This window comes from Marinimicrobium sp. LS-A18 (assembly GCF_000463525.1).
GTDB lineage: Bacteria > Pseudomonadota > Gammaproteobacteria > Pseudomonadales > Cellvibrionaceae > Marinimicrobium > Marinimicrobium koreense.
Genome location: NZ_AWEP01000006.1, coordinates 286,818 through 311,035, shown reverse-complemented (window position 1 = coordinate 311,035; position 24,218 = coordinate 286,818). Strand labels below are relative to the sequence as shown.

Sequence of the window (24,218 nt, the reverse complement as noted above, 5' to 3'; positions counted from 1 at the left end):
TCATAGCACCCGGTTCGGGCGTGATGAATGCCTCAACCCTGGCGCACCGGCAAGCAGCCGGGCCCGATGGGTTCAAACGATTTGTAGGTCAGGATGAATTCCTGATGCCCGAGAGCTTCGGACACAGTGCGCTCGCCGCCGGCAACCGCTCTGACGCGCTGATAGATCTCCTCTCCCACCTCATCCAGGCCGGCCTCGCCGGTGAGAATCCGCCCGGCGTTCACGTCCATGTCCCCGCTCAGGCGGCGGTAGGTTTCGGGGTTGGCGCACACTTTGATGACCGGCGAGATGGCCGACCCCACCACCGAGCCGCGGCCGGTGGTGAACAGCGTGAGGTGGCAACCACTGGCAATCATTTCCACAATCTCGGCGTTGTCGGCAATATTGGGGAAGCCGAACCGGGGCTCGCCATCGGGCACCACATCGAGCAGATAGAGCCCGCCCGCGGGCGGAACATCGCCGGGCTTGATCAGGCCGCTGATGGGCGAGGCGCCGGATTTGGAATAGGCCCCCATGGATTTTTCTTCCAGGGTGGTGAGTCCACCATCGGCATTGCCCGGCGCAAAACTGCCGAAACCCATGGTCCGATAGTAGCGCTCCGCCTTGGCCACGCAGGCCTGAATCAGCTCCCCCAGTTCGGGGGTCAGGGCCCGCTGCGCCATGATGTTTTCGCAGCCGATCAGCTCGCCCGTCTCCTCAAAGACGCAGGCGACGTCTTCCGCCACCAGACGATCAAAGCAGCGCCCCACGGCCGGGTTGGCGGTGATGCCACTGGTGCCGTCGCTGCCTCCGCAGATGGTGCCCACCACCAGCTCGTTCAGGGCCATGGGAACCGGAGTCTGACCGGCCAATTCGACACCCATGGCCTCGACCTTCTCGATCCCCGCCGCGATAGTGGCGGCGGTGCCACCGGCCTCCTGTATCACCAGCAGGTCCACCGGTCGGCCGGAGGCGGCGATGTGCTCTCGCAGGCCGTCCCGGTCCATGCTCTCGCATCCCAGAGAGACCAGCAGCACCGCACCCACGTTCGGATGGGTAGTCAGCGCGCGCATCATCCTGCTGGCGTACTGATTGGGAAAACAGCCCGGGAAGCCGATCAAGTGTACATCCAGGTCGTCGAAGTGCTGGACGATCCGGCGGCTGACATGATGCGCACACTCCACCAGATAGGCGACCAGCACCACATTGCGAATACCCTTGCGGCCATCGGCGCGGACAAAACCCCGAAGCGGAGCGATGGAGTCATTCACGGGGCGGCTCCTGTGATGGTGGGCTGATCTGGCCGCCGGACGCACGGGTGTGGCTGGCCAGGTAATCGCTGCTCAGGTTGTGCATATGCACCCAGTCGCCCCGTGCCACCGGGGCCAACAGGGAGCCAATCGGCACCCCGTACTTGAGAACCCTGTCGCCGGCTGCAAGCGCGTGACGGGCCAGCTTGTGACCCACCGGCAGTGCACTGTTCAACACCAACGCTTGACCATCCAGGGTAATCTCGGTGCCCTCGGGCAGGCTGCGGGTGGTCACCAGTACGTTGTCGTCCGGGTGCAGCAGTATCAGGGCATCGGTTGAAACGGGTGTGGTCTCGGACATGGTTCAAGAAGCCTCCACCGGACAGGGCGCCGTCTCCGGGAGCAGGCCCCGGGATTTCAATGCGTCCCAGAACGCTGTCGGAATCGGCTGATCCATCCAGACGCGCGCGCGACTCACTTCCGCAGCGCTGGCACAGCCGGCAATCACCGATGCCACTGCCGGATGGGCGGCGGGAAATTGCAGCGCGGCGGCGGGCAATGGCACCGCAAACTCGGCGCACACCGCCTCGAGCGCGGCGACCCGATCGATCACCCAGGCCGGCGCCGGGGCATAGTTGTAATAGTGGGGGCCGGCGGTGTGCACCCCGGTGGCAAGCACGCCGGAGTTGAAGGCGCCGCCGACGACCACCGACACCCCCCGGGCTTGGCACTCGGGCAGCAGGCGCACCAGTGCGTCCTGCTCGAGCAGAGTGTAACGGCCGGCGAGCAGCAACACATCCAGATCCAGTTCCGCCAGCGCCCGCTCGCACACGGCAACCTCATTGACGCCCAACCCGATCGCCCGGATTTCTCCGGCCGCCTTGCGCTCCTGCAGCGCCCGGTAACCGCCGGTGCGAAACTGCCGCCAGAACCACCCATCCTGCTCGCCATGGGTCACCGGGCCCAGGTCGTGGGCGTAGACAATATCGGGAAGCCGCCCGAGGCGCTCGGCGCTCGCCGCCAGTTGACGCTGCACGGCGTCATAACCGTAATCAAAGACAGGGGTAAAATCCGCCGCCCCGGCAAAGCCGAAGCGGACCTCGTTGCGTGCTCCGGGATCAACGGGCTGGAGGGTTCGCCCCACTTTGCTCGACAGGGTAACCGGCCGCCCCGCCAGCGCCGGGCCCAGGCGCTGCTCGCTCAGGCCAAAACCGTAATGGGGGGCGGTATCAAAGTAGTCGATACCCTCCGCCAGCGCCTGCGCCACCGCAGCCTGCGCCTGCTCCTCCGGGAGGGGGCGGTAGAGGTTGCCGATGGGTGCCGCACCGAACCCCAGTGTCGGCAGAGTCATTGCCGTGCGGCCCAGCGTCCGGCGTTGCAGAGAACAGGAGTGCGTCACAATAGCCCTTTTTTGAGTCGCCCGAAGCGTTGCGAAAAGTTTTTATAATTAAAAACCAGATCACAAGTAAAAGTAAAAATCGGTACTCTGTCAACCGGTTTTTCGCGGCGGGACGGTCCGGGCAATGGCTACAGGCTGTGCTGCCTGAGCGAGGTGGACAGCTCGGTGGCTGCCGCACGGAGCTTACTGAGCGCCTCGTCCACCGTGCACCGCTCCGGTTGGTAGCGCACGAACGGCACGGTGAGGGCCGCGACAGCGCCCCGCGCCCCCATCAGCGGCGCCGACAGGTCGGTCACCCCGTCGATGAAGTCACTGGGCGTGCGCACGTACCCCTGCTCCCGGGCCGCCTCGGCCCGGGCCATAAACTCCGCCAGGGCTTCCTCGCCCGCCGCCGCCAGTTGTTCACGCATCACCGCCTGAGTGTCGCCGCTCTGAAAGCCGTAGAGGGCCAACCCGGACGCCGCCTGAATCATGGGCCGCCGGTAGCCGACCCGCACCGAAAACCCCAGATCTCCCGGGTTTTCGATGCGACCGATCACCACAATCTGATCGCCGGAGGCCGTGGCGATATGACAGGATTGGCCGATCTGCCGGGCGAGCGCGGACATGACCGGCAGCGCCAGCTCAATCAGGGTTTTGGTGGGTGCCCGGGCAATGCCCAGGGTAAACAGTTTGTTGCTGAGGGTATAACCATCGCGCCCCTCGGCGGGCACGATATAACCCCGGTACTCCAGAGCGAGCACCATCCGAAACAGCTCGCTCACCGAACGCCCCAGATGGGCGGCTATCTGGGAGGTGGTCATGGGCTCACGACGGCTCGCCAACAGCTCCAGCACATCCAGACCTTTTTCCAGCGCAGGCGCCTTGTATTTGCGTTCGGCGTCCGCCTCGCCGTTTGCGGTTTTATTGCGGTTTTTGTCGTCGTTCATTCTGGAATATCCCAAGGCCGATCGTTCACGGCAACGCCCTGCGACGCGCCATTTTTTTTGGAAAGCCAGACTCAAATCGCCAGGCCGTATACCGCTCGGGCGTTGCCCCTGAACACCGCCGCCTCCTGCCCCGGAGTAACGGCATTGACCCGGTGCCACGCCAGGGTCAACCAGCGGCTGTAGTCTCCGGCCAGGTTCAGCACCGGCCAGTCACTGCCCCAGAGCACCCGCTCGGGGCCGAAGATCTCCAGTACCGAATCCAGGTAGGGAAGCAACTCCTCCCAGGGCTGACCCGGCGCCAGCTCGGTGGCCAACCCCGAGAGCTTGCAATACACCCGGGGACAGCTCGCCAGCGCCTTGAGCCCCTGCTGCCAGCCACCGAGCCCGCCCCGGGCGATATCCGGCTTGGCGCCGTGATCAATCACGATGGTCAGATCCGGGTGCCGACGGGCCAGCTCCAGCAGAACCGGCAAGTGCCTCGGACACACCAGGGCATCGAACACCAACCCCTGCACCGCCATGGCGGACAGCGCGTCCTGGTTGGCCCGATGCAGAATCCAGTCGTCCTCTGGCAACGCCTGGAGCATGGGCCGCAACCCCTTCAGCCACGGATTCTGCGCCAGCGCCCGGATTCTCCCCGGGGCCGCCTCCCGGGTCAGGTCTGTCCAGCCCACCACGCCGAGGATGGAGGGCCAGCGCTCGGCCAGCGTCAGCAGATAATCGGTATCGGCCTCGTTCGGCTGGGACTGCACCAGAACCGAGCCCACCACACCCCGGGGGGCGGCCTCCCGCCAGAAGTCCTGCGGACCGAAATCGCGATAAATGGCCCGCAGGTCCGGCGTGGGCCAGGAACACTCGGGCCGCGTCAACTGCCAGCAGTGCTGGTGAGCGTCGATGATCCCCAGACCGGTCATCCAGCACCCCGCACCGAACGCCGGGCGAAGGCCGCCACCACCAGAAAACACCCCAGCGGGACCACGACCGAAATGTTAATACGCGTGAGATCCGAAACCAGACCCATCAGGGCGGTAATGATCGCCCCACCAATGATCGCCATGATCAACAGTGACGATCCCGCCTTGGCCAGGGGCCCCAGCCCTTTCAGACTCAACGCAAAAATGGTGGGAAACATCAGAGACATGAAAAAGCTGGTGGACACCAGCGCCAGTAGCCCCAGGTGTGTGGGCCACAATATCGCCACCGCACAGAGACCGACACTGATCAGGGCGTAAGCAAACATCAGACGGGCCGGCGCAATCCGTCCCATCAGCCCGGTGGCCACAAAGCGGCCGACCATAAACGCCACCAGAGACGCCGCCAGATAATCGGCCAGGGCCTTTTCACCCACACCCGGCAAAGCGCTCTGACCGTAGCGGATCATGTAGCTCCAGATACACACCTGTGCACCGACATAAAAAAACTGCGCCACCACGCCAAACAGGTAATAGCGCTCTTTCAGCAGGGCCCGAAAATCCGCCAACCGGAACTCCCGCTTTTCCTGCACGCATCCACTTCCCAAGGGAGGAAAACGCACGCAGGCGACCGCCAGAGCCCAGAAAAACACCACGGCGGCGATCGCCAGATAGGGGCCGGCGACCGCCTGAACCTCACTGGTATAGAAGGCCGTGCGCTCGACCTCACTCATCCGCGCCAGCGCATCGGGGCTGTGCTCCACCCCGGAGAGAATAAACTCGCGGCCGATCAGCACTCCGGAAATGGTTCCCAGGGAGTTGAACGACTGGGCGAAATTCAGGCGTCGCTCGGCGGTTTCCGGATCGCCCATGGCGACGATCATGGGATTGGCCGAGGTCTCCAGAAAGGCCAGGCCGCTGGCAATGACAAACAGCGCCAATAGAAAATAGCTGTATTCGTGCGCCAGCGCCGCCGGATAGAACAGGCTCGCGCCCAGGCCATACAGCAGCAGCCCAATGATCACGGCCGCTTTATAACCAAAGCGTTTCATCGCCACCGCGGCCGGTATCGCGAGCGCAAAATAACCGAAATAGAACGCGGACTGGACCCAGCCCGACGCGAAGTCACTCAGAACAAAAGCCTTTTTGAACTGGGTGATCAGGATGTCATTGAGGTTGTTCGCCACGCCCCACATGAAAAACAGGCTGACGATCAGCACCAGGGGCAGCCACAGACTGACGCCGGACGACGTTCGGGCCTGATGGGTCGTGTGGGACGATAGCGACATGGGGCCGTCTCTCCAACAGGGTCACCGACTTGGCACCGCTCGATGCCGTGTCGTCAATGCATCCGCTAGTGCGGGAATGCCTCGACGATGGACCCGTAGTGTTCCGCCAGCCGGGTGGGATCAAACGGCGGTTTGAAGAAACCGTGGTAATCGCCCATGGGGTTGAACAGGACAATATTGCCGCTGTGATCGACCGTGTAATCGTCGTCGCTCTGAGTGACCTTGGCAAAGGCGACATTGACCTCATTGGCCAGTCGTTTGAGGGTCAGGAACTCGCCGGTGACGCCAACAAAGTCCTCATGGAAATAGGGCACGTACTCCGCCAGTACCTCCGGAGTGTCCCGCGCCGGGTCCAGGGTGACCAGCAGCACCTGGGTGCGCTCGGCCAGCTCCGGCGGGAGCTCGTCCATGGTCCGGGCCAGTTCCGCCATCGCCATGGGGCAGATGTCCGGGCACTGGGTGAAACCGAAGAACGCCAGGGTCCACTGGCCTTGCAACTGCTCGGGAGTAAAGGGCTCACCCCGGTGATCCACCAGCTCAAACGCGCTGACCCGACGGGGCTGCTCGAACACCAGGGTGCCCTGCTCCCGCAGTGCCTCCCGGTCCAGGGCCGGCTCCCGGGTGACCTTGTAGACCTGCAAGCCCACGACCACTGCCACGACAGCAACCAGAATAGCCACAGTGCGGCGGATACCGCGCTGCTGTCGAGCGCGGCGATGGTCGGGGTTGGGGGCAGTGTCACTCACGGGCTTGACTCCGGTACATCAGGGATTGGTCAGAGGCGCAGATAGTCGGTCGGCACGGGCAGCAGGTAGTGGTCCAGCAACATCACCACAAACAACGCCATCAGGTAGACGATGGAGTACTTGAAGGTATCCATCCCCACCGAGGGCTTTTTGCTGAACATCAGCGCCAGGGACCAGTAGAGGAAACCCGCTCCGAGCACCAGGGCGCCGAGCAGGTACAGCCAGTTCAACATGCCGGTGATATAGGGCAGCATGGTCACCAGCACCAGGATCACGGTGTACAGCAGGATGTGCAGTTTGGTGTATTGCTCGCCGTGGGTCACCGGGAGCATGGGAATGTCCGCCTTGGCGTACTCGTCTTTGCGGTGCACCGCCAGGGCCCAGAAATGCGGGGGCGTCCAGGCAAAAATGATCAGGACCAGCAGAAGCGCATGACCGTGAACTTCACCGGTCACCGCCGTCCACCCCAGCAGCGGGGGCGCGGCACCGGCGATACCACCGATGACGATGTTCTGGGGGGTGGCGCGCTTGAGAAACAGGGTGTAGACCACGGCGTAGCCCAACAGCGACACCAGGGTGAGCACGGCGGTCAGGGTGTTGATGAAAACGACCAGCAGCGCCAGACCCAGGCTGCCAATGACCAGGGCGAACATCGCCGCCTGCAGGGGCTCGACCCGGCCCTTGGCCACGGGGCGGTTAAACGTGCGGGCCATTTTCTGGTCCACATGGCGATCCACCAGATGGTTCACGGCGGCGGCAGAACCGGCGCACAGCGCAATGCCCAGGTTGCCGATCAGCAGCACGTCCAACGGCACCATACCGGGCACAGCCAACAGCATACCGATGACCGACGTCAGGATCATCAGCAACACCACATTGGGTTTGCACAGTTCGTAATAATCTCGCCAGCTCATGCTGGATCCGGAGGTGCGCGTGTTATCAATTATTTTCGCCATGGGATTCCTGCTTTTTATACCCCTAGATTCGTATCGCCGAATAACTCCGGTGGGCCAGAGTCACCAGGCTCAGCAACAGTAACGCACCGACCCCGTTGTGGGCAACCGCTACCGACAGCGGCAGTGACGCCAGCACATTGGTAATGCCCAGCGTGATCTGCACCACCAGCAACAGGCCAATCACTCCGGCCAAACGCCGCGCGTGACTCAGTGGCACCTGCCACAGGCGATACAACAGCACCAGCAGCACCAGGGTCACCACCAGGGCACCGATGCGGTGGGTCAGATGGATCGAAGTACGGGCGTCACCTTCCAGCAGACCGCCCAGGTAGTTGGGGCCGACACTCTGGGCGAAATTGAAGCCCCGCACAAAGTCGGTATCGGGCCACCACTCGCCGTGGCAGGTGGGGAAATCGGTACAGGCCAGAGCCGCATAATTGGAGCTGGTCCAGCCCCCCAGGGCAATCTGCATGACCACAACCATCAGCGCCAGCCAGATCAGCGGGCGCAACCCAACCAAGCGTCGATAACTGTTGCTGGACAGGCTCCAGGGGCGGTTCTGCAGGCGCAGCGCCAGCAACCAGAGCAGACTGAAGGTGGCAAAGCCTCCGAGCAGGTGAGCGGTCACCACCTGCGGCCAGAGCTTTAGGGTAACAGTCCACATGCCGAAGGCGGCCTGCACAACCACCAGGGCCAACAGGCCCGTAGCGTGCCAACGCGGGTAGTTCATGGCCGGCGCCCGGGCGGCAAAGCGCCATGTGGCCAGGGTAATACCCAGAATCACCAGCCCCAGGGTACCGGCAAAATACCGGTGCACCATTTCCGGCCAGGTTTTATCGTGCTCGACCGGCGCTTCGGGGAACAGGGCTTCGGCCCTGGCCACGTGCTCGTCCGAGCTCGGCCAGGTCAGATGACCATAACACCCCGGCCAGTCGGGGCAGCCCAGGCCGGCATCCACCAGCCGGGTGAATGCCCCCAGAACCACCACCACCGCGCAGAGAGCGGCGGCAAACAGGGCCCAGCGATAGCCGTGTTTTTGTTGATTGTTTATTGGCGCCACGATTCAGTCTCCTCGGACCATCAATCTTCGTAGGAGTAGCGCAGCAAGCGCTTGATGTCTTTCAGTAATTGGTTACCGGTGTGATCGGGGCCATAGGCCATCATCACAAAGCCTTCCTGATCCATCAGAAAGTACCGGCCTTCGCTCACCGGATTACCCGGCAGGTTGGTGTCCGCCAGTGATGCCATCATCGCGGCTTCCTCCGGGCGCAGTACCTCGGTGCCCGGATGCTCCTCCCGCCACTGCTCCAGCAGTGCGTCCGCAGGCTCCCCGCCGACCGGCAGAATGATGCGTTTGACCCGATAGGCTTTATCCGCCAGACGAACGTGCACCTGACGGGTCAGGTACAGATTGGTCTGGCAGCGCTCACCGCACTCCGCGTCCACCGGGATCACGTAGCGCCAGCGTTTCTGTTCCGGATCCAGCGTCCAGGCTTCGCCCGCCAGGGTTTCTGGCTGCCACTGAGTAAAACGCTGGGGTGGGTCCAACAGTTTGCCCTGATTGACCTGCCCGTCGGGGATACCGACACCGGTCTGGAACAGCACGTAGGCAATCAGCATGGGTAGCGCCACCACCGTCATCAAACCAATGGCGGTGATCTGGCCCCGACGCTTGAATTGGCGCTGGCGTTCGTTCGGATCTTGATCAGTCATTAGGGCTACTCCCGCTACCGCATTCTGCGGAGTTCGCTGTTGTTGTACGCCTGCCTTTGCGCAGGCCCATGAGGGTCGCAAGCAACCAGATTACCACGGCGGCCGCCATGGCAAACCACTGCACCGCATAACCGAGGTGTTTGGCGGCACTCACTTCCAGATCCTGCCACCCGGTGATCAGGGCACCCGGGCTGCCGTCATCCAGCCTGGCGTAATGGTCCAACACCGGCGATTCAAACGCCTCGACCATGGCCTCCGGGTCGATGGCGACAATCACCTTGGGCCAGCCGGCATCCGCTGTGCGACCATCAAGCAGTGGATGGTCACTGGGCGCCTGCCAGCGGGCGAACAGGGTGTGCTCCCCTTCCGGCGCTGGCGGGTCGGGGCGATCGGCTCGGCGCTCGCCCGCCGCCACCCAACCCCGATTGATCAACAGGATCCGCCCGTCACTCAACTCAAAGGGCGTAATGACTTCGTAGCCCACTTGTCCGTCGCGCTGGCGATTGTCCAGTAGCCAGTTGTGCCCGGTCAGGTAGTGTCCCTGCAGTAACAACCGGCGCTGCTCTTCGATCTGGGCCAGGTCGGTGCCGGGCAGGGTCGCCGGCGGCTGGGTGCGCACCGCATCCAGAGCGGCTTCCCGGGCCCGCTTCTGCTCGGCGCGGTCCAGTTGCCAGAAGCCAAGCGCCATCAGGACGGGAAAGGTCAGCAGGCACAGCAGCGTGACTTTCCAGTGGAAGGCAGTGCTACACTGTGGCGCGGCGGACGTTGGCTGGGAGTTCACACTGGATACCTCGGGGAGCTCTCACCGACGCTCAGTGGAGGGAGCTGCCGTTCTAATACAATTTACCACTCAACACGCTTAACAACAGGCATTTTTATGTGGCTTAAAATCATTATCCTGGTGCTGTTTGTCGGCGTTCTGGTCAGCCTCACCAGCGGCCTGCGCTTTCTGCTCAAGGACGCCGGGGTCCCGGAATCCAAACGGACACTCTACGCCCTGGGCATTCGTATCGTGCTGGCCAGTGTGATGATGCTGTGTGTTTTCTACGGTTTCTACAGCGGCATTCTGACCAGCTCAGCTCCCTGGGACTCGCGTCTTTAAGACGCGAGCCAGGGCATATCATCAACCGAAGATATAGACCGTGAAGAACAGACCGACCCAGACCACGTCGACAAAGTGCCAATACCAACTGGCAGCCTCAAAACCGAAGTTATCATCCGGTTTGAAATGACCTTTAAGCACCGAGCGGAACCACATGACCGCCAGCATGAAAGTCCCCAGGAAGACGTGCATGCCGTGGAAGCCGGTGAGCATGAAGAAGGTGGTGCCGTAAATGCCGGAATCCAGTGTCAGCCCCATGGCGGTGTAGGCGTGAACGTATTCTTCAACCTGCAGAATCAGGAAGGCGATCGCCAGCACGATGGTGCCGCCGAGCCACCAGTTGAACGCTTTGCGGGCATTGTTTTTGATGGCGCTGTGAGCGAAGTGGACCGTCACGCTCGAGGTCAACAGCAGTACGGTGTTCCAGAACGGCAGCCAGGTCCAGAGTGAACCGGCCTCGGAAAAGCTCATGTTCTGCTCGGGCCCGCGCATGGACGCCGCATCACCATTGACCGCCATATCCGGTGTGGTCATCAGCGGCCAGGCGGCTTCGAAGCCATTCCAGAGAAATTCGTTGGTCGCCGCATTACTGCCTTCACCACTGAGCCAGGGCAGCGCCAGGTTACGCACATAGAAGAGCGCCCCGAAGAACGCGGCAAAGAACATCACCTCACTGAAAATGAACCAGCCCATTCCCCACACATAGGAGCGCTTGAGTTGGGCGCTGTTGAGTCCGGCCATATTTTCATTGATCACCGAACCGAACCAGTTCCACAGCACAACCGCAAATACCAGGCCGCCCGCCAGGAACAGGTAGGGGCCAGAGGCATTGCCGTTCATCCAGTTCGCGGCACCAAAGACCGTCAGAAACAGAGCAAAGCTGGCCCAGATGGGCAGCCGGCTCTGTTCCGGTACGTAATAAGTTCCTTCACTTGTCGCCATATCGATTACTCCGCGCTCGTTTTTATTGTTTCAAACTAGCCAAGTCATTGTGGTCATCACCAAACCGGTCCGTGACATCAAACAAGGTGTAGGACAGGGTGATGGTGTTGATGTGCTTCGGGATGTCCCGGTCGACAATAAAAAACATCGGCAGCTCCGCCGACGCCCCTGCCTCCAAGGGCTGCTGCTCGAAACAGAAGCACTCGGTTTTATGGAAATAATTGGTCGCCTTGAAGGGCACCAGGCTGGGAATCGCCTGACCGACCATGTCCTTGTCAGTCGGATTCCGGGCCAGATAGTCGATCCGCTTCTGCTCACCGGGGTGAACCGTCACCGTGCGCACCGCGGGCTTGAACTCCCAGGGCATACCTTCATTGTTGGTGGACACAAACTGGACCTTGATGGTCCGGCTGGTATCAATACCGGAATCGGTCGCCTCATAGCGGCCACCGGTCTTACCATTCAGGCCCGTTACTTCACAGAAGGCATCGTACAAGGGCGGCATGATCCAGACGGCAAAGACGAACATGCCCACCACCGTCACACCCAGCTTGGCGCTGAGTGCGGCGGTCGGATTATTGGGGAAAAGCCACTTCATACCATGCCCCCTTGATGATGCCGTTTACTTGATTTCCGGCGGCGTGCTGAAGGTGTGGTACGGCGCCGGTGATGGCAGCGTCCACTCCAGACCTTCCGGGTTATCCCACACTTTGGCGGTTGCCGGCTTGCCGCGCACAATGGTGGATACCACGATGTACAAGAACAACACCTGTGCTGCGCCGAACAGGAAGGCGCCCACGGAAGAGATCATGTTCCAGTCGGCAAACATCATGTGATAATCCGGAATCCGCCGGGGCATACCCGCCAGGCCGGAGAAGTGCATGGGGAAGAAGGTCAGGTTCAGGCCGATAAACGCCAGCCAGAAGTGGGTCTTACCCATGGTTTCGTTGTACATCCGGCCACACCACTTGGGCAGCCAATAATAGACGCCAGCGGTAATCGAGAAGATGGCGCCGGGCACCAATACGTAGTGGAAGTGCGCGACCACGAAGTAGGTATCGTGATACTGGAAATCCGCCGGGGCAATGGCCAGCATCAGGCCGGAAAAGCCGCCAATGGTAAACAGAATCACAAAGGCCACCGCGAACAGCATCGGTGTTTCAAAGGTCATGGCGCCGCGGAACATGGTGGCCACCCAGTTGAACACTTTCACCCCGGTGGGCACGGCGATCAGCATGGTGGCGTACATGAAGAACAGCTCACCGGCGATGGGCATACCCACGGTAAACATGTGGTGCGCCCAGACGATGAAGCTCAGGAAGGCGATCGACGCGGTGGCGTACACCATGGAGGAGTAGCCGAACAACGGCTTGCGCGCGAAGGTGGGAATGATCGCGCTGATAATGCCGAAGGCCGGCAGAATCATGATGTACACCTCGGGGTGACCGAAGAACCAGAATACGTGCTGGAATAGCACCGGGTCACCGCCGCCGGCAGCGTTGAAGAAGCTGGTACCGAAATGGATGTCCATCAGCATCATGGTCACCACGCCGGCCAATACGGGCATGACCGCAATCAGCAGGAAGGCGGTGATCAGCCAGGTCCAGACAAACAGCGGCATCTTCATCATGGTCATGCCGGGGGCGCGCATGTTCATGATGGTGGCGATGATGTTGATCGCCCCCATGATGGAACTGGCACCCATGATGTGGACGGCAAAAATGAAGAAGGTCACCGACGGCGGCGCGTAGGTGGTGGACAGCGGCGCGTAGAAGGTCCAGCCGAAGTTGGGGGCACCGCCCTCCATAAACAGCGTGGACACCAGCATCAAAAACGCGAACGGCAGAATCCAGAAACTCCAGTTGTTCATCCTCGGCAACGCCATATCGGGGGCACCGATCATGACCGGGATCAACCAGTTGGCCAGGCCGACAAAGGCCGGCATGACCGCACCAAAGACCATCACCAGGCCGTGCATGGTGGTCATCTGGTTAAAGAAGTTGGGTTCGACAATCTGCAGACCGGGCTGGAACAGCTCAGCACGAATCACCAGGGCGAACAGGCCGCCCAGGAAGAACATGGTAAAGCTGAACCACAGGTACATTGCACCAATGTCTTTGTGGTTGGTGGTGTACAACCAGCGAGTAATACCTTTTGCGGGGCCGTGAGCCATTGCGATACCTCCTAGTTGCCCTGTTTATGGTTATAGATATCAATGGGCTGGGCTTCGTCGCCCATGTTGTTGCCCCAGGCGTTGCGCTCGTAGGTCACCACCGCTGCGATGTCCACTTCGCTGAGCTGTTCGCCGAACGCCTGCATCGCGGTGCCGGACACCCCGTTCACGATCACATCGATATGATCCTCAATGGGCCCGACCGCCAGACTGCCTTCTTTGAGAGACGGGAACACCCCGGGAACCCCGGAACCGTCCGCTTGGTGACAGGCGGCGCACCAGCGGCCGTAGACATCTTCACCACGCTCATACAGCTCGTCAAAGCTGAAGGTCTGCTCGGTCAGTTTGGCCAGCTCTTCGGCCTCGGCCTTCTTGTCCGCGAGCCACTGGTTGTACTCTTCTTCGGGCAGCGCCTCGACCACAATCGGCATAAAGCCGTGGTCCTTGCCGCACAATTCAGCGCACTGACCGCGGTAGATACCGGGCTCTTCAATCAGCGCCCAGGATTCATTGATGAAGCCGGGAATGGCGTCTTTCTTCACCCCGAGATCCGGCACCCACCAGGCGTGAATCACGTCCGAGGCGGTAATCAGGAAACGGACTTTCTGGCCCACCGGCAGCACCAGGGGCTCATCCACTTCGAGCAGATAATTGGGATTTTTCGGTGCAAAGCCTTCAATCTCGTCCCGCGGGGTACTCAGGTTGCTGAAAAAGCTGACATCGTCTTCGACGTAGTCATACTTCCAGCGCCACTGATACCCGGTAATCAGGACATCGACTTCCGCTTCTGTGGAATCGTAGAGTTTGATCAGACTGCTGGTGGCAGGAATGGCCATGATGACCAGGATCACCAGCGGAATGGCCGTCCAGAGAATCTCCAGGCCGACGTGTTCGTGGAAATTGGCCGGTTTTACGTTGCGGGATTTGCGGTGCATGATCATGCTGTAGAACATGATCCCGAAGACCACTACACCAATCGCCACACACCACCAGAACATCTCCATATGGAGACCCTGGATCTCGCGACTGACCGGCGTTACCCCCTCGGTCATATTAAACTTCCAACGCTCAACCTCGTCTGCCAGGGTCTGATAACTGGTCATCAGCACGGCAGGGGCAAGCAGCCAGGCGGACCGCCTATGCGCTCGTTTAAACATCGCCCAAATTCTCCGTGTAGCTAGCTTATGTTTATTGTGAAACTACCGGGGCTCTTTCAATGCCCCACCGTTGCGACGCGTCGCCCCACGGCCCGGAATCAACCGCTCGGTAGCGCCGGGACAGGTGCCCGGCCCAACCGACACACGATACGACACTCCCTCACTTGCCGTCAGTCATCGGCAATCAGGGTTAAGATGTCAATGTCGGCTGAACAACCAACGGGTTCGTGTGGCGGGGTACGGCCAGTGCACTGCGGCTAAATATCGCAACCACCGGCAACAAGGAGGCCATAGCGACAAAAAAAAGTCAATGCTTTTATACCCTTAGCGTTTATTTATTGTTGAGTAGGCAGGCGGTACACTCCCGCTCCGCCGAGGCCCTAACGGCTACCACCAAGTTGATACTGCCGCCATGACCGATACCCGCCCCAACCACCGACAGATCTGGCAACTCGCCTGGCCGATGATGCTGAGCAACCTGTCCATTCCGTTGCTCGGCGCGGTGGATACCGCCATTCTCGGCCACCTGGGCAGCCCGGTTTATCTCGGCGCCGTGAGCCTGGGGGCGAGTGTTCTGACACTGCTGTTCTGGTCCTTCGGGTTTCTGCGCATGGGCACCACCAGCGTGGCCGCACGGGCGACCGGCGCGGAAGACCATGACGCCATCCGCCTGGTGCTCGCCCAGAGCCTGATACTCGCCCTGGGCCTGGCGCTGCCGATCATCGCCCTCGGTCCCTGGCTGATCCCCACGGCACTGGGCTGGATGGGAGCCAGCCCGGAGGTGGCCGCGCTGGCCCAGAGTTACGGCCAGATCCGCCTGTGGGGTGCCCCGGCCAGCCTGATGAACTTCGCCCTGATCGGCTGGTTTATTGGCCGCCAGGATACCCGGCGCCCGTTGATGATTCTGTTGAGCACCAACCTGCTCAACATCCTGCTCGACGCCCTGCTGATTCTGGGTCTGGGGATGAAGAGCGACGGTGCCGCCTGGGCCAGTGTGCTGGCCGAGTATGGTGGGCTGCTGGTCGGTCTGGGCCTGCTCAGGCACCACCTGAGACGCTTGCCGGGACAACTTGACCGGCTCCATCTGCGCCAGTGGCACGCCTACCGGGCACTGCTGCAGGTCAATCGCCACCTGTTCGTCCGCACCTTGTGTCTGCTATTGGTTTTCGCTTTTTTTGCCGCCCAGGGGGCCCGATTGGGCGACCAGATACTGGCGGCCAATGCGGTTCTGCTGCAGTTCCTGATGCTGACCTCTTACGCCCTGGACGGCTTCGCTCACGCCGCCGAGGCGCTGGCGGGTCGGGCGGTGGGCGCCCGTCAGGCTGACGCTCTGCGCCAGACGGTGCGCCTGACTACCCTCTGGGCCCTGGCCTGCGCGGCGCTGATCAGTCTGGTTTTCATCGCCGGCGCGCCCTGGTGGCCCGGGTTGTTCACCAGCCTGGAGCCGGTCCTCGAACAGGTCCGGGCGCACTACCTCTGGATCTGTCTGGTTCCTCTGGTGGGCGTCTGGGGTTATCAGTTGGACGGGGTTTACCTGGGCAGCGGCCGGACCGCGATCATGCAGTACTCCGTCGTCGGATCGGCCCTGGTGGTGTTTCTGCCATTGTGGTGGTGGCTGCAGCCACTGGGCAACCACGGCCTCTGGCTGGCCTTTCTGGCCTTTAACGGCGCCCGGGGAATCTCCCTGGGTGCGGTGTATTACTACCTGAATCGTCGTCGCCGCTGGCTGCTACCGGCCTGACCCAAGTAACCTTCCATGCGTTTTTCGCCAACGGTTATAAGCAATCACTCTTAAAACCGCCTTGTATTTACCGGGTTTTGAATTAAGTTTAAGGGTGAGCACACGCCGTGCGACTGTTCGCTCTGCGGGTATCCCCCGCCGACGCATTACCGGCCGAGTCGACACCCGACTGACCCTGGCTGGACGCCAACCGCGGTGAATACCGCCACCGCCACACTCATCGAGCATTTACCATCACGGGCCCGGAGGTTCATGCCAAGGTCATGTGTCTGCGACCACTCGACGATATTCGCGCCCTGATTCAGGCCGCGAAACAACAGGACCTGGAGACAGGGCAACTGAGCCGGATTATTCAGCGTCGGGCGGATCGGTTGCACGTGGCGATTCAGTTACCGCCTCATCAGGCCGAGGCGGCGTTGCACGACTTCGTGGTGCGCTATGTCGAGCACGTGCCGGCGTTTATCGGAGCCATCGACGCCCTCACCCGGGAGGCGGGGATCAATGATCGGGTGGCGCCACTGCTCAATATCGCCTGCGATTATTTTCTGTCTCCACCGGATCTGGTCAGTGGCCGCAGTCATCTGGTGGCATTGCTGGACGAAGCCTATCTGGCCCACCGCCTGCTTGAAGAGGTCAACGACCGTTTCATCGGCTCTTGTGGCATTCCTCTGGCACCCATGGATACCACCCGCGCTAACGTCATTGCCCATGAACTGATTGGGGAACCGTTCGCCAACGAGCTGGACCAGGCGGTACTCTTCTCCGCCGAACTGCTGCTCAACGAGTACCCGTTCGAAGGCGACAACTTCAACGCCTACATCGCGCAGCACCGGGACCGGGGTTGGTCCGAGGAGCTGCGTCGCTGGCCCTGCCTGGCGGCCAACCTGGATATCGGCCTGCGTCTCAACGCCTGAGCCGAGTGAGAATATCCGTGGGGTTGAGGTGGGGCGGAAACACCGGGTAGTACACCTGCCGGATCACGCCGCCCTCGATCAACAGCGTCAACCGTTTGATGTACCGGGACTGATCGTAATCGAAAGTGGGCAGCTCCAGTGCCTGAGCAAGCTTGAGTTCGCTGTCATTGAGCAGTGGGTAAGGCAGGCGCAAGCGCGCGACGGTTTCGCGTTGATCCTCGAGCGGCTGGGCGCTCACCCCAAACACTTCCACCCCCATTTGCTGGAACTCCGGATACCGATCCCGGAATGCGCAACACTGGGTGGTGCACCCTCGTGCCCCGGGAATTTTGTTCCAGCCGCGCATGGGCGGCTGTTCCGGCTTGCCGGTCATGGGGTAAAAGAACACCACGGCGGTGCCGCTGATTGCGCTGAGGTCTACCGTTTCCCCCCCGGTGCTCGGCAGCGCCAGACTGGGCACTGTCATGCCCTGCAGGTGATCGCAGGCACCATCGTCCTGCGGCTCCGGTAAACCCTCGGGCAGCATATACAAGTTTTTGGCCATTCGCTGTTGTCCTGTCAATCGGGAGGGCCCGCATCGTGCATCCCCTCACCGGTGAATCGAGGTTGTCTCTTGTGTCTCTTGCAGGACTTCTTTCGCCGCTGAAACCACTCGGCCACCGCACCGCAAAAGCCCATCTACACTACTCAGATGGGCAATTCCCATGCCAGCCATTCCCAACCGCGCGAGTCCCTTCTGTAAAGTGTAGTCCCAGGTTCATGGCGACCGCTAGCGGACGCAACAGAATATTATTGCGGGCACTGAAATGAAGCACGTGCCCGTGCAACTCCAGATACTGCACCAGAATGGCACCGGACACCGGCTGCTCCCCGGTCGGATAGAGCCGGGGGCGGGAACCGTAATGCTCAGGGATTGTTGGGGGCAACCAGCACATCCTTCTCCGGCCCCCAGGTTCCGGCCTCACGATCGTAGGTGGAGAAGGAGCCGCCGTCATCCCAGAAGGTAGCAGGGATACCATTCTCGATCGCCAGGTTCACGTGGTGGCCAATGTACGCCAGCCGGTCTTCCAGCTCGCAGACGTTCTCCGGGTTCTGGAAGTCGAACTTCGCTACCCCAAACTCATTGAGCATCACCGGCACACCGCTCTGCTCTCGCCAGGCGGCGGCGGTGGCGTAGATCTGGGCCAACTCCGATCGATCCGCCTCACTGCCCCACCGGCGCGTGCATTGGCCGGCAAAGGCCCAGGGGTCGTAGGAGTGGAAGTTGGCAATCAGGTAATCGTCGTCCGGCAGGTCGATATCACTCAGAGTGTGAACACCGCTATAGTTGTGCCCCGAAATGATCACCAAGCGGGTCGGATTCTGCGCCCGGATGATGGGCAGGATGTCCGCTTTCAACTGATTGGTCTGTTCGGCACTCAGGCCAATGGGCTCGTTCAGGATTTCAAACATCAGCCGGTGGGACTTGCCGCTGAACCGTTCGGCGATCTGGGTCCAGATGGCCTCAAAGCGCGCCCGCTTTTCCTCGGTCAGGCCCTCACCCTCCCAGATCCAGCGCTCATGGTGCGCATTGAGAATGACGTAGAAGCCCTGGTCCAGCGCCCAGTCCACCACCTCCTCGGCGCGATTCATACGTTCGCTGTCGACCGCATAGGGGGCGGATTCAGCGGTGTGATCATCCCAGGTGGCGGGGATGCGGACATGCTGGAAGCCCGCCTCGTTGAAATCCTCCAGATATTGCTCCTGAGCGGGCAGCGCCCAGTCGCCCTCATTGGGGTAAGCGTCCAGCGTGTTACCCAGGTTAATACCGATACCCATCTCCGCCACCGTCGCGTGGGGCTCCAGAGGGTCATCGGGCGCGGTCATGGCCGGTGCGCTGGCGCTGGAGGACGTTTCCGAGCTGCTGCTGGAACTCGCTTCGCTGCTGGAGCTCGGAAGCTCGGGCGTGGAGCCGGAGCTCCCGCAGGCCACCAGACTGAACAGGCTGCTGATCAGGCAGGCGCGGACAATGATCGAAACATTCGTTGACATGGTATGACCTTATTATTGGGTGGATGCTGAGGCGCCGGGGACAGACTCAAAACCGGCCCGGCGCTTGTGGAGCCGTCGGCAACTGGTTACAGTCCCGACCTGTCCATGACGGTATCATCGGACAGACAGTCACGCGCCCGACTTACGGCGGAAACACAAAACCGCACGTCCGAATACCGGTGGGCGGGACTTCGCACCTCTGCGGACATCCCACTACTTTTGGGCTGCAAAGAATCACTTTATGACAGAGGCGGTAGACGGGCCTTTGAAAAACCTGACCCACGACGCACTGCTCTTCAACATTCACGACCTGGTACTGCTGATGTCCGCCAGTCAGTATCTGTTGCTGGCCGCTCTGCTGTTCTTCACCCGCCGCCCCGCCATACGCAGCACCTATTTGCTGATCGGTCTTCTGCTGGCCAGCGCGATCCGCTACCTGGATACCCTGCTGATCTGGAGTGACCCGCTGCGCCAACTCATTCTGGAATGGAACCCGAACCTGCTGCTATTGGGCAGTTTCAGCTACTGGCTCATCGGGCCTCTGCTCTATGCCTATGTGTTGTCCGTGCTGTACCGACAGACCCGCTTTCGCTGGTACCACGGGCTGCACCTGCTACCGGCGGTACTGGCCACCCTGATGATGCTCAGCCAGTATCACTGGCGCCCCGCCGCCGAGCAGGTCGCGCTGATGCGCGAGCTGGATTTCATCTGGTCTTCGCTGATGAGCCACACCGTCACCCTCTGGCACCTGAGCGTCATCGGCTACGGCGGCTACTGCCTGCTGTTGCTGTGGCACTATCGCCGCCAGCTCCAGCAGCGCTATGCCAATGTCGAGGTCAGCGAGCGTCGCTGGCTGACCTGGATCATTCTGGGCTTTGTCCTGATTGCCTGCTGGCAGCTCGGGGTGCACCTCACGGCGGAATATATGCCTGCCAATCTGGCCAATTTGACCGGGGTGGCAAGCAACTACCTCAACTTTGTGTTCGTGAACTCGTTGGTGTTTATCAGCATTCGCTACACCCATCTGTTCAGCGGCCTGCCCGAGCGCGCGCCAGGCAACGACACCGAGCCCTACAAACCCGAGCAGGTCCGCCGGGTGGAAGCCCTGATGACGGAGCGCCGTCCGTATCTGGATAGCACGGTATCACTGGAATCACTCGCGCGGCAGTTGTCCCTACCCGAGCGCACCCTCTCGCGCATACTCAACCAGCACTTCGGGAAAAACTTCTTTGAGTTTATCAACGGCTACCGGGTGGAGCGCGCCAAACAGCTGTTGATCGACCCCGACCACAGCGCTCGCACCATTCTGGAAATCATGGCAGACGCAGGCTTCACCAGTAAATCGACCTTCAACGCCATATTCAAAAAGCATGTTGGACAAACGCCTTCCCAGTATCGGAAGCGTTCGCTTGAAGCGGGCTGAAGCCGGTCAGCGCCCAAACCCGTGGAGCTCCTTGCAGGTGAAATGCGACGCCGGTCTCGGGATGCGACCGCTGTGTTTGGAAGCGTACCCGTTTTCGTGTAGCTTTAACCCGAGGTAGGGGCAGGGTGTGAGTGGCCCACTGCAAAAATAACTGAAAAACATTGAACCCGCATCGGATCGGTTGCAACTCACCGATAACGACGGTTCTTGCAGAGCGAGCACTGGATGGCCCGATTTCCCCCCCTGACAACACCGGCGCCGAAGCGACGGGGCGCAACGCCATTGACGCTGCTGCTCGGCGGTTGGCTGATGCTCAGTGGCGCCCACGCGATTGCCCAGGCTGACGCCCGGCTGGCCCCTTCTAAAATCGACGGTTTTTTCCAACCGCGCGAACCGCTGCGTATCACGCTCGCCGCCGACGCACTCCCCGCAGACCCGGGACAACTGAGCCTAGAGCTGGACGGCATGGACGTCTCTGCTCTGGCACAGCGTCGCACCGAGGGCTGGGTTTATGTCCCGGTGCGCCCACTAGCGCCCGGCCACCACGAACTACGATTGATGTTCTATGGCAACCAGGGCGAGGTGCAGGAGCTGGGTTACTGGTCGGTCGAGGTGCGCCACTCCAGCGGACTTCGCTCGGCCCATGTCGACGGCCAACTCGATCTGGCGCTCAGCCAGCGGGTGGCGGAGAGCGAGGGCATCGGCGGCGACGATTTTCGGGCCCAGGGCGGCGGCCATCTGGAATCCGAACTCAGCGGCGATCGCTGGACGTTGAGCAGCAATCTGGACCTGATGGCGGTAAACGACCGGGCCCTGGCCATCGCCGACCGGCGTGTGGACCTTGCCCGGTTTCAGCTACGCGGCGAATTCGACCGCTACCACCTGGCGTTGGGCGACCAGCAACTCACCGCCGCCAGCCTGATTCAGGACGGCTTTGAACGCCGCGGCGTCTCCACCGGCGCCAAACTGCCCCTCTGGGACGGTACCGCGTCGATCTATCAAGCGGCCAGCCGCCAGACGGTGGGTGTGGATGCGGGCCTCGGAACCGATGAAGAAAACAACCGCATGACCGGCGGGCGGCTGACATTCTGGCCTTGGCGCAGCGATACCACCCAGGTGATGCTTGCCGGTGAACACCTGTCCGGGCGAGTCAGTCAACCGGACTACGGGAGCCTGGACCCCAATGCCGACCCGTTAGTGCACGAAGGAGATGCCTGGAACCTTACCCTGGACGGCCTGTTTTTCCAGCGTCAGCTCCGGGTGCGTCTGGAGCAGGCAGAAAGCGAATACGATTTTGACGGCATGTACCAGGGGTTCGATCCGGAACAGGGCGATGCCTGGTCGGCCCTGCTGGTGCTGGACCCGACCGTTTCGGGCACCGATGCGCTGGACTGGCGGCTGGGGCTGGAAGCCCGAAAAATGGGCACCTGGTTTCGCAGCCTCGCCAACCGTCACGCCCCCGCCGACAAAAAGCTCGAGCGCGCGTTCTTTGATGCCACCAAAGACAAATGGACCTGGGATGGCCACTACGCGGTGGAACAATCAAACCTCACCGAGGATGACCGATACGCGATTTCCGAAACCCGGCAGTGGCAATTGGGCACTGCCTACTTTGACTATGACCTTCCGGAAAATACCCTGCTGACCCTGCTGGGCCAACCCACCTATTCGCTCAACCTCGGCGGCACCACCCTGAAAGATGACTACACCCCCCAGGGTTACCTGGCCAACGACCTGAAAACCCGGCGCGCTGAGCTGACCGCCGCCTTCAGCAAAGAACAGTTGCAATGGTCCGCCGCCATTCACTATGACACCCTGGAGGACGGCACCGATTGGCAGCCCGACAATCGCACCCGGGCCACCCGGCTGGACGCCGGTTGGTACCTGAACAGCGACTACAACTTCTATATCGGATGGGAGCTTCAACACACCACCTACCCGGAACAGAACCTCAGCACCGACCGGCACATTTATTCGTTCGATGCCAACGCCACGTTTGTTCCGGAACGCCTCGCGGGCAGCTTCAGCATGGGGCTCAACCAGACCAGTGCCCGGGACGACCCCTTCTATGCCCAGTGGGACCAGACCACCTACCTCAACGCCAACCTCAACTGGCGTCTACGCGAAGCCGAAGGTCATCGCCCGGGGGTGGAGCTGATTCTGTCCATTGCCCGCAATGATTACCGGGATCAGCTCGTGCTGCCCAACTCGGTGAACAGCTATCAGGCGTTTATTGAACTGCGCACCCATTTACCGGTGACCTATCCGGGGATTCAACCATGAACCGACCCGCTCTCAAGCGTTCAGCCAAGATCGGCTATCGCCTCGCGCTCCTCTGTCTCCTCGCGCTGGGATACGCACTACCCTCCTCCGCCCAGGAGGTGGAGCTGTGCTCTTCCATGCAACCCTGCTCGGTCGCCCGCCCGGTGGTGATCGGCACCGATACCACCCTGTCAGTGGTCTGGCGGGGGCGCGCCTTTTTTGATCGCATTGGCGATGTCAGCTCGGATGTGGGTTATTTTACGCTCGGTGACCCGGCCTCAAGCGAGCCGCTGGGGATGGTTCGCCGGCCCTTGATGGAGCGCATTTCCGGCTCTGCCGATGGTCAGCCGACCGCGTTCAGCTTCAGTGAAACCCTGACCGTCCCCGCCGCTATCAGTACCCAGGCCGCCGCTCAGGGCGCACGCGAGCTGTCCTACGTGCGCCCGTTCAGCGTCAACGGCATTCCGGTCACCGGTGTGCAGACACTGCGCCTGGCCGACCCTGCCGCTCCGCTGCCCAATACCGCGCGCTCCTTACCGGAAAATTCAGAGGTGACCGCCAGCGGCCTGATCCTCCGCCGGCTCGCCCTGCGCTTTGACGATGGCGCGCCAGTGGCCTCGGTCTCACGGGATGAGGCGCTGCACGCCGAAGCGATCATCCATTACGACCGGGCCGGCTTGCTGGAGGCGGTGTGGGAGGTCGCGACGCCCGCCACCACCCGTGGCCAACCGGTGTTTCGGCGCCTGGACAATGTGCGCGAATATCTTGGAGCCGGTCAGCAGTCGAGCCTGCGCAGCCCGAGATTGCCCACCGATCAGCCCGGCCTGTACCTGTTGCGCCTGCATCTGGTACACCCCACTCTGGAACAGAACGGCACGCGGGAGCCAAACGACATAGTGCTGCGCTACCAGGTCAGCAGCCGCTCGACCCATGAAGCCGAGTGGGTACCGCACCTGAACGGCGCCCGGGCAGGGGCAGCCACCCTGGGGGCCGATACCGAATTTACCTGGCCGGCGATCGCCACCACCCACGCCTATCAGCTGGAATTTTACGCCCAGCCGCCCGAGCCCGATGCCGCCGACGAGCGACCCGGACCGGACCGGGTACCCGGACGCTTCACCCAGAAACCGACCACCGGCATGGTACTGACGGGCAACACCCGAAGCACCCGGTTGTCATCGGCGGTGCTGCATCGGTTGGAATCGGGAACACCCTATTCCTGGCGTGTGGTGGCGGTGGATGCCAGCGGCCGCGTATTGGCCGCCAGCCCCCTACAGACCCTGCGCACCGAAGAAGAATAA

Annotated in this window: 24 protein-coding genes; 6 read left to right on the top strand and 18 right to left on the bottom strand. The window is 61.6% G+C overall.

Going from position 1 to position 24,218, the window contains the following annotated elements; all coding sequences use genetic code 11:
• Window positions 1-32 precede the first annotated feature (32 nt).
• From N645_RS0112690 to N645_RS17075, 11 genes are all read right to left on the bottom strand, one after another.
• A complete protein-coding gene (locus tag N645_RS0112690; protein WP_024461891.1) occupies window positions 33-1,250 on the bottom strand; it encodes a UxaA family hydrolase in 1,218 nt (405 codons plus the stop codon).
• Window positions 1,243-1,590 (bottom strand): UxaA family hydrolase, encoded by a 348-nt coding sequence (locus N645_RS0112685; protein WP_024461890.1) that lies wholly within the window; start codon window positions 1,588-1,590, stop codon window positions 1,243-1,245. Before N645_RS0112685 ends, N645_RS0112690 begins: the two co-directional genes overlap by 8 nt.
• 3 nt (window positions 1,591-1,593) lie before the next feature.
• Window positions 1,594-2,628, bottom strand: a complete 1,035-nt coding sequence (locus N645_RS0112680) for an aldo/keto reductase (RefSeq protein ID WP_024461889.1) — start codon at window positions 2,626-2,628, stop codon at window positions 1,594-1,596.
• A 128-nt stretch (window positions 2,629-2,756) separates the two neighbouring features.
• Entirely contained in the window at window positions 2,757-3,557 is an 801-nt protein-coding gene (locus N645_RS0112675) for an IclR family transcriptional regulator (protein WP_024461888.1), read from the bottom strand.
• 71 nt (window positions 3,558-3,628) lie between these two features.
• Window positions 3,629-4,471 carry an amidohydrolase gene (locus N645_RS0112670; RefSeq protein ID WP_036161351.1) on the bottom strand — a complete coding sequence of 281 codons (843 nt, stop codon included), beginning with the start codon at window positions 4,469-4,471 and terminating at the stop codon, window positions 3,629-3,631.
• A complete protein-coding gene (gene fucP, locus N645_RS17080; RefSeq protein ID WP_036161348.1) occupies window positions 4,468-5,757 on the bottom strand; it encodes an L-fucose:H+ symporter permease in 1,290 nt (429 codons plus the stop codon). Before fucP ends, N645_RS0112670 begins: the two co-directional genes overlap by 4 nt.
• A gap of 65 nt (window positions 5,758-5,822) precedes the next feature.
• Entirely contained in the window at window positions 5,823-6,503 is a 681-nt protein-coding gene (locus tag N645_RS0112660) for an SCO family protein (RefSeq protein ID WP_024461886.1), read from the bottom strand.
• Window positions 6,504-6,532: 29 nt separating this feature from the next.
• Window positions 6,533-7,459: a heme o synthase gene (gene cyoE, locus N645_RS0112655; RefSeq protein ID WP_024461885.1), complete on the bottom strand. Its 927-nt coding sequence runs from the start codon at window positions 7,457-7,459 to the stop codon at window positions 6,533-6,535.
• Between the two features lie 22 nt (window positions 7,460-7,481).
• Window positions 7,482-8,519, bottom strand: a complete 1,038-nt coding sequence (locus tag N645_RS0112650; protein ID WP_024461884.1) for a COX15/CtaA family protein — start codon at window positions 8,517-8,519, stop codon at window positions 7,482-7,484.
• A gap of 20 nt (window positions 8,520-8,539) precedes the next feature.
• Entirely contained in the window at window positions 8,540-9,172 is a 633-nt protein-coding gene (locus tag N645_RS0112645) for a hypothetical protein (protein ID WP_024461883.1), read from the bottom strand.
• Complete coding sequence (locus N645_RS17075) at window positions 9,165-9,953, bottom strand: SURF1 family protein (protein WP_024461882.1); 789 nt, start codon at window positions 9,951-9,953, stop codon at window positions 9,165-9,167. The genes N645_RS0112645 and N645_RS17075 overlap by 8 nt, the downstream gene beginning before the upstream one ends.
• Before the next feature lie 96 nt (window positions 9,954-10,049).
• Between N645_RS17075 and N645_RS0112635 the strand changes: the two genes are divergently transcribed.
• Window positions 10,050-10,274, top strand: coding sequence for a DUF2909 domain-containing protein (locus N645_RS0112635; protein ID WP_024461881.1), 225 nt, complete (start codon window positions 10,050-10,052; stop codon window positions 10,272-10,274).
• Window positions 10,275-10,295: 21 nt separating this feature from the next.
• Here the strand turns inward: N645_RS0112635 and N645_RS0112630 are convergent, their stop codons facing one another.
• From N645_RS0112630 to coxB, 4 genes are read right to left on the bottom strand one after another with little or no spacing between them, the layout of a single operon-like run.
• Window positions 10,296-11,216 (bottom strand): cytochrome c oxidase subunit 3, encoded by a 921-nt coding sequence (locus tag N645_RS0112630; RefSeq protein WP_024461880.1) that lies wholly within the window; start codon window positions 11,214-11,216, stop codon window positions 10,296-10,298.
• 22 nt (window positions 11,217-11,238) lie between these two features.
• The gene (locus N645_RS0112625) at window positions 11,239-11,814 is read right to left on the bottom strand and encodes a cytochrome c oxidase assembly protein (RefSeq protein ID WP_024461879.1); all 576 of its coding nucleotides are present in this window, start codon (window positions 11,812-11,814) and stop codon (window positions 11,239-11,241) included.
• Between the two features lie 24 nt (window positions 11,815-11,838).
• Window positions 11,839-13,389, bottom strand: coding sequence for a cytochrome c oxidase subunit I (gene ctaD / locus N645_RS0112620; protein WP_024461878.1), 1,551 nt, complete (start codon window positions 13,387-13,389; stop codon window positions 11,839-11,841).
• Between the two features lie 11 nt (window positions 13,390-13,400).
• Entirely contained in the window at window positions 13,401-14,546 is a 1,146-nt protein-coding gene (gene coxB, locus N645_RS0112615) for a cytochrome c oxidase subunit II (protein WP_024461877.1), read from the bottom strand.
• A 412-nt stretch (window positions 14,547-14,958) separates the two neighbouring features.
• Here coxB and N645_RS0112610 point away from each other — a divergent pair, with 412 nt between their 5' ends.
• Together N645_RS0112610 and N645_RS0112605 are read left to right on the top strand one after the other, a co-directional pair.
• Window positions 14,959-16,287, top strand: coding sequence for an MATE family efflux transporter (locus N645_RS0112610; protein WP_024461876.1), 1,329 nt, complete (start codon window positions 14,959-14,961; stop codon window positions 16,285-16,287).
• 263 nt (window positions 16,288-16,550) lie between these two features.
• Window positions 16,551-17,201, top strand: coding sequence for a hypothetical protein (locus N645_RS0112605; protein ID WP_024461875.1), 651 nt, complete (start codon window positions 16,551-16,553; stop codon window positions 17,199-17,201).
• Here N645_RS0112605 and N645_RS0112600 read toward each other — a convergent pair.
• The 3 genes from N645_RS0112600 to N645_RS0112595 form a co-directional block, all read right to left on the bottom strand.
• Window positions 17,191-17,745, bottom strand: coding sequence for a peroxiredoxin (locus N645_RS0112600; RefSeq protein WP_024461874.1), 555 nt, complete (start codon window positions 17,743-17,745; stop codon window positions 17,191-17,193). The two genes, N645_RS0112605 and N645_RS0112600, sit on opposite strands and share 11 nt — an antisense overlap.
• Window positions 17,746-17,884: 139 nt before the next feature.
• The gene (locus N645_RS18065) at window positions 17,885-18,127 is read right to left on the bottom strand and encodes a hypothetical protein (protein ID WP_152521711.1); all 243 of its coding nucleotides are present in this window, start codon (window positions 18,125-18,127) and stop codon (window positions 17,885-17,887) included.
• A complete protein-coding gene (locus N645_RS0112595; RefSeq protein ID WP_036161345.1) occupies window positions 18,108-19,232 on the bottom strand; it encodes a glycoside hydrolase family 5 protein in 1,125 nt (374 codons plus the stop codon). Before N645_RS0112595 ends, N645_RS18065 begins: the two co-directional genes overlap by 20 nt.
• Before the next feature lie 241 nt (window positions 19,233-19,473).
• On the opposite strand from N645_RS0112595, the gene N645_RS0112585 reads away from it, so the two are divergent.
• The 3 genes from N645_RS0112585 to N645_RS0112575 all read left to right on the top strand — a co-directional run bounded on the left by N645_RS0112585 (window position 19,474) and on the right by N645_RS0112575 (window position 24,218).
• Window positions 19,474-20,655, top strand: a complete 1,182-nt coding sequence (locus N645_RS0112585; RefSeq protein ID WP_024461872.1) for a helix-turn-helix domain-containing protein — start codon at window positions 19,474-19,476, stop codon at window positions 20,653-20,655.
• A 225-nt stretch (window positions 20,656-20,880) separates the two neighbouring features.
• Window positions 20,881-22,938 carry a hypothetical protein gene (locus N645_RS0112580; protein WP_152521710.1) on the top strand — a complete coding sequence of 686 codons (2,058 nt, stop codon included), beginning with the start codon at window positions 20,881-20,883 and terminating at the stop codon, window positions 22,936-22,938.
• Entirely contained in the window at window positions 22,935-24,218 is a 1,284-nt protein-coding gene (locus N645_RS0112575; protein WP_152521709.1) for a hypothetical protein, read from the top strand. Before N645_RS0112580 ends, N645_RS0112575 begins: the two co-directional genes overlap by 4 nt.

Bases quoted from the DNA above. Each gene is read 5' to 3' on its own strand.
- cyoE (WP_024461885.1), bottom strand. From the start codon at position 7,459: ATGGCGAAAATAATTGATAACACGCGCACCTCCGGATCCAGCATGAGC.
- ctaD (WP_024461878.1), bottom strand. From the start codon at position 13,389: ATGGCTCACGGCCCCGCAAAAGGTATTACTCGCTGGTTGTACACCACC.
- N645_RS0112610 (WP_024461876.1), top strand. From the start codon at position 14,959: ATGACCGATACCCGCCCCAACCACCGACAGATCTGGCAACTCGCCTGG.
- fucP (WP_036161348.1), bottom strand. From the start codon at position 5,757: ATGTCGCTATCGTCCCACACGACCCATCAGGCCCGAACGTCGTCCGGC.
- N645_RS0112675 (WP_024461888.1), bottom strand. From the start codon at position 3,557: ATGAACGACGACAAAAACCGCAATAAAACCGCAAACGGCGAGGCGGAC.
- N645_RS0112635 (WP_024461881.1), top strand. From the start codon at position 10,050: ATGTGGCTTAAAATCATTATCCTGGTGCTGTTTGTCGGCGTTCTGGTC.
- N645_RS0112575 (WP_152521709.1), top strand. From the start codon at position 22,935: ATGAACCGACCCGCTCTCAAGCGTTCAGCCAAGATCGGCTATCGCCTC.
- N645_RS0112645 (WP_024461883.1), bottom strand. From the start codon at position 9,172: ATGACTGATCAAGATCCGAACGAACGCCAGCGCCAATTCAAGCGTCGG.
- N645_RS0112685 (WP_024461890.1), bottom strand. From the start codon at position 1,590: ATGTCCGAGACCACACCCGTTTCAACCGATGCCCTGATACTGCTGCAC.
- N645_RS0112605 (WP_024461875.1), top strand. From the start codon at position 16,551: ATGTGTCTGCGACCACTCGACGATATTCGCGCCCTGATTCAGGCCGCG.
- N645_RS0112585 (WP_024461872.1), top strand. From the start codon at position 19,474: ATGACAGAGGCGGTAGACGGGCCTTTGAAAAACCTGACCCACGACGCA.
- N645_RS0112595 (WP_036161345.1), bottom strand. From the start codon at position 19,232: ATGTCAACGAATGTTTCGATCATTGTCCGCGCCTGCCTGATCAGCAGC.
- N645_RS0112625 (WP_024461879.1), bottom strand. From the start codon at position 11,814: ATGAAGTGGCTTTTCCCCAATAATCCGACCGCCGCACTCAGCGCCAAG.
- N645_RS0112670 (WP_036161351.1), bottom strand. From the start codon at position 4,471: ATGACCGGTCTGGGGATCATCGACGCTCACCAGCACTGCTGGCAGTTG.
- N645_RS0112630 (WP_024461880.1), bottom strand. From the start codon at position 11,216: ATGGCGACAAGTGAAGGAACTTATTACGTACCGGAACAGAGCCGGCTG.
- coxB (WP_024461877.1), bottom strand. From the start codon at position 14,546: ATGTTTAAACGAGCGCATAGGCGGTCCGCCTGGCTGCTTGCCCCTGCC.
- N645_RS0112580 (WP_152521710.1), top strand. From the start codon at position 20,881: ATGGCCCGATTTCCCCCCCTGACAACACCGGCGCCGAAGCGACGGGGC.
- N645_RS0112600 (WP_024461874.1), bottom strand. From the start codon at position 17,745: ATGGCCAAAAACTTGTATATGCTGCCCGAGGGTTTACCGGAGCCGCAG.